Origin of the sequence: Psychrobacter sp. (assembly GCF_041554015.1) — a bacterium.
Classification (GTDB): domain Bacteria; phylum Pseudomonadota; class Gammaproteobacteria; order Pseudomonadales; family Moraxellaceae; genus Psychrobacter.
Map to the genome: position 1 here is coordinate 1 of NZ_JBFFMS010000061.1, position 7,614 is coordinate 7,614.

General features: G+C 43.4%; 8 protein-coding genes. 7 read left to right on the top strand and 1 reads right to left on the bottom strand.

Going from position 1 to position 7,614, the window contains the following annotated elements:
- Window positions 1–7: 7 nt before the first annotated feature.
- From ABYU67_RS11415 to ABYU67_RS11430, 4 genes are all read left to right on the top strand, one after another.
- On the top strand, window positions 8–424 hold the full coding sequence (locus tag ABYU67_RS11415) for a F0F1 ATP synthase subunit epsilon (RefSeq protein ID WP_149493092.1): 417 nt from the start codon (window positions 8–10) through the stop codon (window positions 422–424).
- Window positions 425–967: 543 nt separating this feature from the next.
- Window positions 968–1,684 carry a response regulator gene (locus ABYU67_RS11420; protein ID WP_020444432.1) on the top strand — a complete coding sequence of 239 codons (717 nt, stop codon included), beginning with the start codon at window positions 968–970 and terminating at the stop codon, window positions 1,682–1,684.
- 252 nt (window positions 1,685–1,936) lie between these two features.
- Complete coding sequence (locus ABYU67_RS11425; protein ID WP_372845293.1) at window positions 1,937–3,622, top strand: ATP-binding protein; 1,686 nt, start codon at window positions 1,937–1,939, stop codon at window positions 3,620–3,622.
- A 38-nt stretch (window positions 3,623–3,660) separates the two neighbouring features.
- Window positions 3,661–3,837 (top strand): hypothetical protein, encoded by a 177-nt coding sequence (locus tag ABYU67_RS11430; protein WP_372845295.1) that lies wholly within the window; start codon window positions 3,661–3,663, stop codon window positions 3,835–3,837.
- 80 nt (window positions 3,838–3,917) lie between these two features.
- Here ABYU67_RS11430 and ABYU67_RS11435 read toward each other — a convergent pair whose 3' ends face one another.
- A complete protein-coding gene (locus ABYU67_RS11435) occupies window positions 3,918–5,384 on the bottom strand; it encodes an ATP-binding protein (protein ID WP_372845297.1) in 1,467 nt (488 codons plus the stop codon).
- 294 nt (window positions 5,385–5,678) lie between these two features.
- On the opposite strand from ABYU67_RS11435, the gene rpsP reads away from it, so the two are divergent.
- From rpsP to trmD, 3 genes are all read left to right on the top strand, one after another.
- A complete protein-coding gene (gene rpsP, locus ABYU67_RS11440; RefSeq protein WP_372845299.1) occupies window positions 5,679–5,948 on the top strand; it encodes a 30S ribosomal protein S16 in 270 nt (89 codons plus the stop codon).
- A 179-nt stretch (window positions 5,949–6,127) separates the two neighbouring features.
- Window positions 6,128–6,661: a ribosome maturation factor RimM gene (gene rimM / locus ABYU67_RS11445; RefSeq protein WP_372845301.1), complete on the top strand. Its 534-nt coding sequence runs from the start codon at window positions 6,128–6,130 to the stop codon at window positions 6,659–6,661.
- A gap of 130 nt (window positions 6,662–6,791) precedes the next feature.
- Window positions 6,792–7,562, top strand: coding sequence for a tRNA (guanosine(37)-N1)-methyltransferase TrmD (trmD, locus tag ABYU67_RS11450; RefSeq protein WP_372845303.1), 771 nt, complete (start codon window positions 6,792–6,794; stop codon window positions 7,560–7,562).
- Window positions 7,563–7,614: the final 52 nt, after the last annotated feature.

Sequence of the window (7,614 nt, forward strand, 5' to 3'; positions counted from 1 at the left end):
ATTAAGTATGGCAACGTTACAATGTCGCGTCGTAAGTGCTCGTGAAGAGTTGTATTCAGGCGAAATTAGCATGTTAATAGCTAGTGGTACCGAAGGCGAGATTGGTATATTGCCAGGTCACACTCCGCTTATTACTTTGCTCAAGCCTGGCGCAATGCGCGTGCAAACGCCAAATGGTGAAGAAGAAGTGATTTATGTGTCGGGCGGCGTATTAGAAGTACAGCCAAAAATGGTGACAGTACTAGCAGATACTGCCATGCGTGCACATAATCTTGACGAAAGCAAAATCGTTGAAGCGCGTAAAAAAGCAGAGCAAATGCTGGTCAACCAGTCTGACACTGTACAAACCAATGCTGCCTTGGCGTCATTGGCGGAATCTGTTGCTCAGCTACAGACCATCCGTAAGTATAAAAACCGTGCCTAAGCTTTTTTGTTTAGCAGAATAATTATTTATTCTAACAAGCAATAATAAAAAAACAGTCCTCTATGGGCTGTTTTTTTATGGATGATCGTTTTATTCAAAGGTTTTATTTGCCGTCAGGAATTTTTAGACATTCGCTCAAAAGCCACTAGCCACAATGGCAATATATGGTTATATTAAGGGTTGGAAAATAGTTTGCTAACGTCTAGAGTTAGGCATATCTTATATGCCTTGCTGAACAATTTGGCTTATGGTTCAAGGCTTTAAACATAATAAAGCGATTCTGAGCAAATAAAATGGTTTGCTGCTTTTTTAATACGATAAACGCGATTGTTTCGGACGTAAACTAAAGTTTTAAGGGTCGTAGTTTATAGGTTTTGTTAACGGCTATAAGCTATAGTATAGGAAGCTGCAGGATTAATAGTATACTGTGCTGCCATGTTTGTAACAGCTATATGAACAGCAGTTGCGCTATTTTGTAGTGCTATTCATTTTGCTGCTCTTATTTTGACTACTTTTAAATGAGATGTATTAGAGGATATAACAATGACAACGAATGATGATGACAACACCCCCCGAATTTTGATTGTTGAGGACGATGAGCGTCTGGCCATGTTGACCCAAGATTACTTGGTCAAAAACGGTCTAGAAGTGGCGATTGAAACGGATGGTAATCGCGCCATTCGTCGTATTGTCAACGAGCAGCCAGATTTGGTCGTACTTGATGTTATGCTACCGGGTAGCGATGGCTTGACCGTATGCCGTGAAGTACGTCCCCATTATCAAAATCCAATTCTTATGCTGACCGCGCGCACCGAAGATATGGATCAAGTATTGGGTCTTGAGATGGGCGCTGACGACTATGTCGCCAAACCTGCTCAGCCACGTGTATTGCTCGCACGTATTCGTGCGTTATTACGCCGCTCAGAAAACGCCCCGTCAGAAGATGTGCCGCAGCGTCTAGAGTTTGGTGAGTTGGTTATCGATAATGGTGGTCGTTCAGTAAATTTAGGCGACGAGTTGGTTGATTTCACCAGTGCAGAATATGACCTATTATGGTTATTGGCTTCTAATGCTGGTCGTATCTTGTCACGCGAAGATATCTTTGAGCGCCTACGCGGTATCGAATATGACGGTCAAGATCGCTCTATTGATGTGCGTATTTCACGTATCCGTCCAAAAATCGGTGATGACCCAGAAAATCCAAAACGTATTAAAACCGTACGTAGCAAGGGCTATCTGTTCGTAAAAGAAGGCAACTAGACGCCGATTTTTGCTACAAGTTTTGATTGTTCATCGTTATGTAATAAGAAACCAGCGTAAAGCTGGTTTTTTGGGGTTTAAATATCAAGTTTTTAACCTTAATGGCTGCGTTATGTGGTTTAATTAAGCGATAATTTTATATACCAGTTTCATGGTCATTAAATATAAATCGCAGCAAATATTATTCTATAGTGGTTATGATAGGTATTATCCTATTGATAACAATTATTTATCAGGTTGGTCACGGCACGTATGTCATTAGTCTCTTCTCTTAAACACAGTATCTTTGTTCGTATTTATGCAGGGCTACTCATAGTCTGTTTGTGTGTGGCACTATTTGCCCAGCTATTGATGGATACCATCAATAAAGAGCGCGTGCAATCTTATCGTGAAAACATGGCGACAGGGGCGTTTCATATCGTGAGTGAGGGTTTGGCTCACCAAGAAAACGAAGCGCAGCGTGATTATTGGTTGTCTGATGCTAGCAGCTTATTTGGTTCAGAGTTTAAGATTTTGTCCGTGGATGAAGTGGACTTTAATGCCAGTGAGCTGCGCCGTTTTGAGAAAGAAAACACGGTGGTACGCTATATGAGTCAACTGGCTACCGCTGATGTCTATTACCGCCTACCAGAGAATCAAGGTGTATTGACGGCGCGTATCTCACAAGTGACCGAACAGCAAGTCAGAGCTATTGCTGTTTTTTTGCTAGATGACTTATCCTATTATATTACGTTGTCTGATAAGCGCGCACGTTTGGCGCAGTTAGAGGAAAAGTTTTCCTTCCCTTTAGCATTTAAAGCGGTAACAGCGCTCGACTTAGATCCTGATCAGATGGCGCGCTTGCGCCGTGATGAAGTGGTAATCTTATTGCAAGATACCAATACCAGCAAAAGCAATTCATCGATTAAAGTCATTGTGCCATCTGAAATCAGTGATATGGCAATTTTGATTGGTCCAGTACCTTTATTTAATTGGTTCCCGCTAAACCTGATCGTCAGTATGATTTTGATCAGTATGTTTCTAATCAGTTTGGGTGTATATGCACTGATTTTCCCACTCGAGCGTAAACTGCAATTGATTCAGGTCGGGGTAAATGAGGTCAGTAAAGGCAATCTGGACAGTCAAGTTCAGGTTATTGGTCAGGACGAAATTGCTCGTTTGGCGGCAACTTTTAATGCCATGACTTCTCATATTAAACGCTTGATTGAGTCGCAGCGAGAGTTGACCCGCGCCGTGTCACATGAACTGCGCACACCGGTTGCGCGTATTCGTTTTGCTGTTGATATGCTGGCAGATACGGATGATGAAGACTCACGTTTTATGCAGCGTGACTTTATCGATGAAGACATCGAAGCGCTGAATGGTTTGATTGATGAAATCCTAACCTATGCAAAGCTTGAGGAAGGTTCGCCCAAATTAGATTTGGAACCAGTCAATCTTCGAGAGCTGCTTGAGCAAATCGAACGTGAAACCAATGCTTTGGGTAAACCAATCAAAATTGTCACCAAACTGCCAAATGCTAAAGTAGAGGCGATTGCGGACAGACGCTACTTGCACCGCGTGATTCAGAATTTGGCTGGTAATGCTTTACGTTATGCAGAGACGACGATTATCATCAGTGCTGGGGTCAAGAAGGGCAATGCCTTTGTCAGTGTTGAAGATGATGGCCACGGTATTCCAGAAGCCGATCGTGAAAAAGTCTTTATTCCTTTTTCGCGTTTGGATGACAGTCGCACCCGCGCCTCAGGTGGCTACGGTTTGGGTCTGTCTATTGTCTCACGTATTGCTTTTTGGTTTAATGGTCGGATGAAGGTTGATGAAAGCCGAGATCTTGGTGGCGCGCGCTTTGTGATGACATGGCCTATCAAGCCTCTGACACAAATCCTAGCAGCTGATGAATTGACTCAAGAAAAGAGCGAGCGTGATTTTGACGCTTAAGCGTCGTTGATACAGTCTTTAATGGAGGAGGACATAAGATGCCGTATTTATTTGGGAGTTTGGTGGTCATAAACGCTATAACGCTAGGATATTATTTATTCTTACAGCAGCCAAGCTCTACTCAGACGCTAAAGGCTGCACAGGATGAGATTACTCAGCCTTTGGCTTTTATCAACAGCGCTGAATATATTCCGCCTGTGATTGGCAGTAAGTAATAAGCCTTATAAGCATAGAGGTTTTTATTTTTAAAGGGTAGTACTAGAAAAGCAACGATGGCCATCGTTGCTTTTTTGCATTACTGATTAATGCTGCTAGCGATAGAGTGTTTATCAGCATTCGCATTTGAAGGCTGCTCACCCGCTACTTCTGAGATAAGAGGGATGCGAACACAGACTTGTAGTCCACCATCGGGGTGGTTAATGGCTTCAACTGTGCCATGATGCAAGCGTGCGATACGATCAACAATCGCTAAGCCAAGTCCACTACCTTGAGTGGTACGTGCTGATTCGCCCCGCTCAAACGGTTGCATAACACGCTCAAGCTGGTCTTCTGCCACCCCATTACCGCAGTCGCGCACACAGATAATCAACTGCTCTTTTGCTTCTTTGTTGACGCTATTTTCAGTCACGACATCACTGTACTCTATTGCCTCTTTTTCTACAAAAGTTGGCATGACAACAGCAGACAAATAAATAGGTGGCTCACCATAACGCTTAGCATTATTCACCAGATTGATAATCAAGCGCTTGATTGACATAGGACGTACGGGAACAAGCTTGCTGCATTCTGACTGATAGATAAACTCTAGCGGCGCAAATTGCACCATAATCTCATTGAATATGGTATCTAAATTGGTCAGTCGTACCGGCTCATCAGAGCCATCTTTCATAAATGAGATAAATTGCTCTAAAATCGCATCCATATCTTCGATATCATAAATCAACCCTTCACGAAAAAAATCATCGGGCAGCATCTCAGCAGTTAGGCGCATGCGGGTCAGCGGGGTTCGCAGATCGTGTGAGATACCCGCTAGCATAATCGTACGCTCTTTTTGTGCTTGATTGAGGGTAGTAAACAGCCGATTAAAAGCCATATTTACCTGACGAATCTCAGTAGGACCATGACGGGTCGGCAGCGTTGTTGCATGACCCAGCTGAATATAGTTGGTGGCAGCACGTTGTAGGTAACGCAGAGGGCGATTCAATTGACGCGCTAATAAAACAATCGTCAATAACGTCAAAAATGGTAGTCCAAATAAAAATACTATTAATAAAGAGGGGCTGTACTGCGAATAATAGACCACAGGTTCGCGTATCCAAAAACTGCTATCGCGACTGTCCTGTACCCAAAGCTGAGGGGTGGGTTTAAATTTAAAATAAACCTCAACTGGTCGGCCCAATTGTGCGCTGATTTCTCGTTGCAACACATCGGTAAAAACGCTGACAAATGGTTTGTCGGCAACCTCTGGAAAGTCATTTGGATTATCCACCACCACGACATGTGAGTGCTGATAAATCCACTGACGGACTTCAGGGCTGTCTCGCCAGTCTCGATTGGCGCTGTTCATCAGCCGTAGCTCGCTGGTCAAATAGCGTGCATGGCTTTTGAGCTCTGGCAAATATAAACTGCGCCAAAAAAATAAAATAGATACCCCAACGCTAATGAGCACAATAAATGCCACCATTAAGGTGGTAAGCAGGCTATTAGAGTATGAGCGTGGTAGCCAGCTTTTATGAGGCAGTTGCGAGTTTGGCGTGGTCATAAGTGTCCAGAATAAAGTGAAGCGGTGATAAAGGCGACTACTAGAATAGCATAATCGGTTGCTTGCGCTGCTGGCTTTCATTTGCAACCTTGGTAACATCACTCGCGTAAATTGAAGCCTAAGAAAGTGAGTATTCATTATATTATCAGCGTGAATAATGAATGTTATTTACAGTCATAACGATTTAAGCTATTGTTAATAAATAATTAAATAAGCACAGTTTATGTTTTCAATAAAATAAGACTGTGATATAATTATGCCCTTTTTGGTATACCTGCGAAAGAGAGAATTCACATGGTTGTTATTCGTTTAGCACGGGGCGGTGCCAAGAAACGCCCATTTTATCAAGTAGTTGTTGCTGATCAGCGCTGCGCGCGTGACGGTCGCTACATTGAAAACATCGGCTTTTTTAACCCACTCGCTAAAGATTCTGAAGAAGCAGTACGCTTGAACATGGAAGCGTATAATGCGTGGGTCGCAAAAGGTGCACAACCTTCTGATCGCGTTGCTTCATTAGCAAAAGCTTATAATAAGTCTGTTGCTCAAACTGAAGCAACTGCTTAAGTTTGATTAATCATACTGATAGTGCAGTTACTGCATCGTTCAGTTGACTTAGAAATACCTAGCGTAACTGGTCTAACCAGGGTACGCCATTAACTGTTTATCGCTTTTGACGACGTTTATCGTTTTTAATCGCTTTTTTATTTATCATCGCTGTTTTCATCATTGTTAGGTTAGCCGTTATGTCATCTGCTCCAAACGCTAGTGCCCTTATGAAAATTGGTCAGCTAAAAAAGCCTTATGGCATCAAAGGCTGGCTTTGGGTATTTAGTGAGACGGATGATCGTACAGCGATATTTGACATGCAGCCGTGGTGGATGAAAACTGCTACTGGTATGAAACCTCTGACAGTAAAGGCTTGGCGTGAACAAGGCACAGGAATTGTGGCTCAGTTTGAGCAGATTCCTGATCGCAATGTTGCTGAAACCATGAACGGGGTAACCGTTTGGGTTGAGCAGGATATCTTGCCAGAACCTGATGAAGATGAATATTACTGGTCAGATTTGGTCAGCTTGCGCGTTATGAACGAGCAACATGAGTATCTAGGCGATATTACTGAGATGTTTGAAACTGGTGCACACGCAATTATGCGCGTTGCAGCAACGCCAGACAGCTTAGATGCCGATGAGCGCCTGATTCCATGGCACAAGCAAACTGTAGTGAAGGTCGATCTGACTGAAAAAACAGTGCTGGTGGCATGGCCGAGTGACTATTAATAAGAAATTGTTAATAAGTGATTATTAATACAAGCTTTAGTGATATAAGTTTTGGCTTTATCGCTAAAATTTGTCAATAGTCACAGCGATTTATTTAGCCAATATTAGCCACTGCGCAAGTAGATATTTAATGTATTTTGCCGTTATTAGTATTTTTCCTGAGATGTTTGCCACGATTCGTGAGTTTGGAATCACAGGTCGAGCAGTCACTCAAGAGCAAGTAACGATCGAATGCATTAACCCGCGTGATTTTACCAGTGACAATTATCGCCGTATTGATGAACGTCCGTATGGTGGTGGTCCTGGCATGGTGATGATGGCTGAGCCGTTATCACAAGCCATCGAGGATGCACGCCTGCGAGCAAGTCAGCATGGCTGCCGTGTCGACAAAGCGCACTGTCCGGTGATTTATATGTCGCCACAAGGGCAGACGCTGAGTGAAAGTAGTGTGGTCGATATGACTGAGTATGACGGCATGATTATATTATGTGGTCGTTACGAAGGCATTGATGAGCGCTTACTGTCGCAGTATGTCGACATGGAGATATCGCTTGGTGATTACGTGCTTACCGGTGGTGAGCTACCAGCAATGGTGCTGATGGATAGTGTGATACGTCGTCTGCCTGATATTATGGGTGATGATAAGTCAGCTGAGCAAGACTCGTTCGTCGATGGCTTGCTTGATTGTCCGCATTATACTAAGCCGCATGAGTTTGCGGGTATGGCAGTGCCTGAAGTGTTACTTTCAGGCCACCATGCCAATATCGCGAAGTGGCGCTTTAGTCAGCAAGTCGAACGTACGCAAGCGCGTCGTCCAGACTTATGGCAAGCGTTTATGCCAACGGTAGAGCAAGCAAAGTGGCTAAAAGCATTGGCGAAAGCAGATAAAAAACAGCGTTGATAGCGGCTAAAAAGATAAACAGTTAAGCAACAGAATTTTGAGCAACAACAAA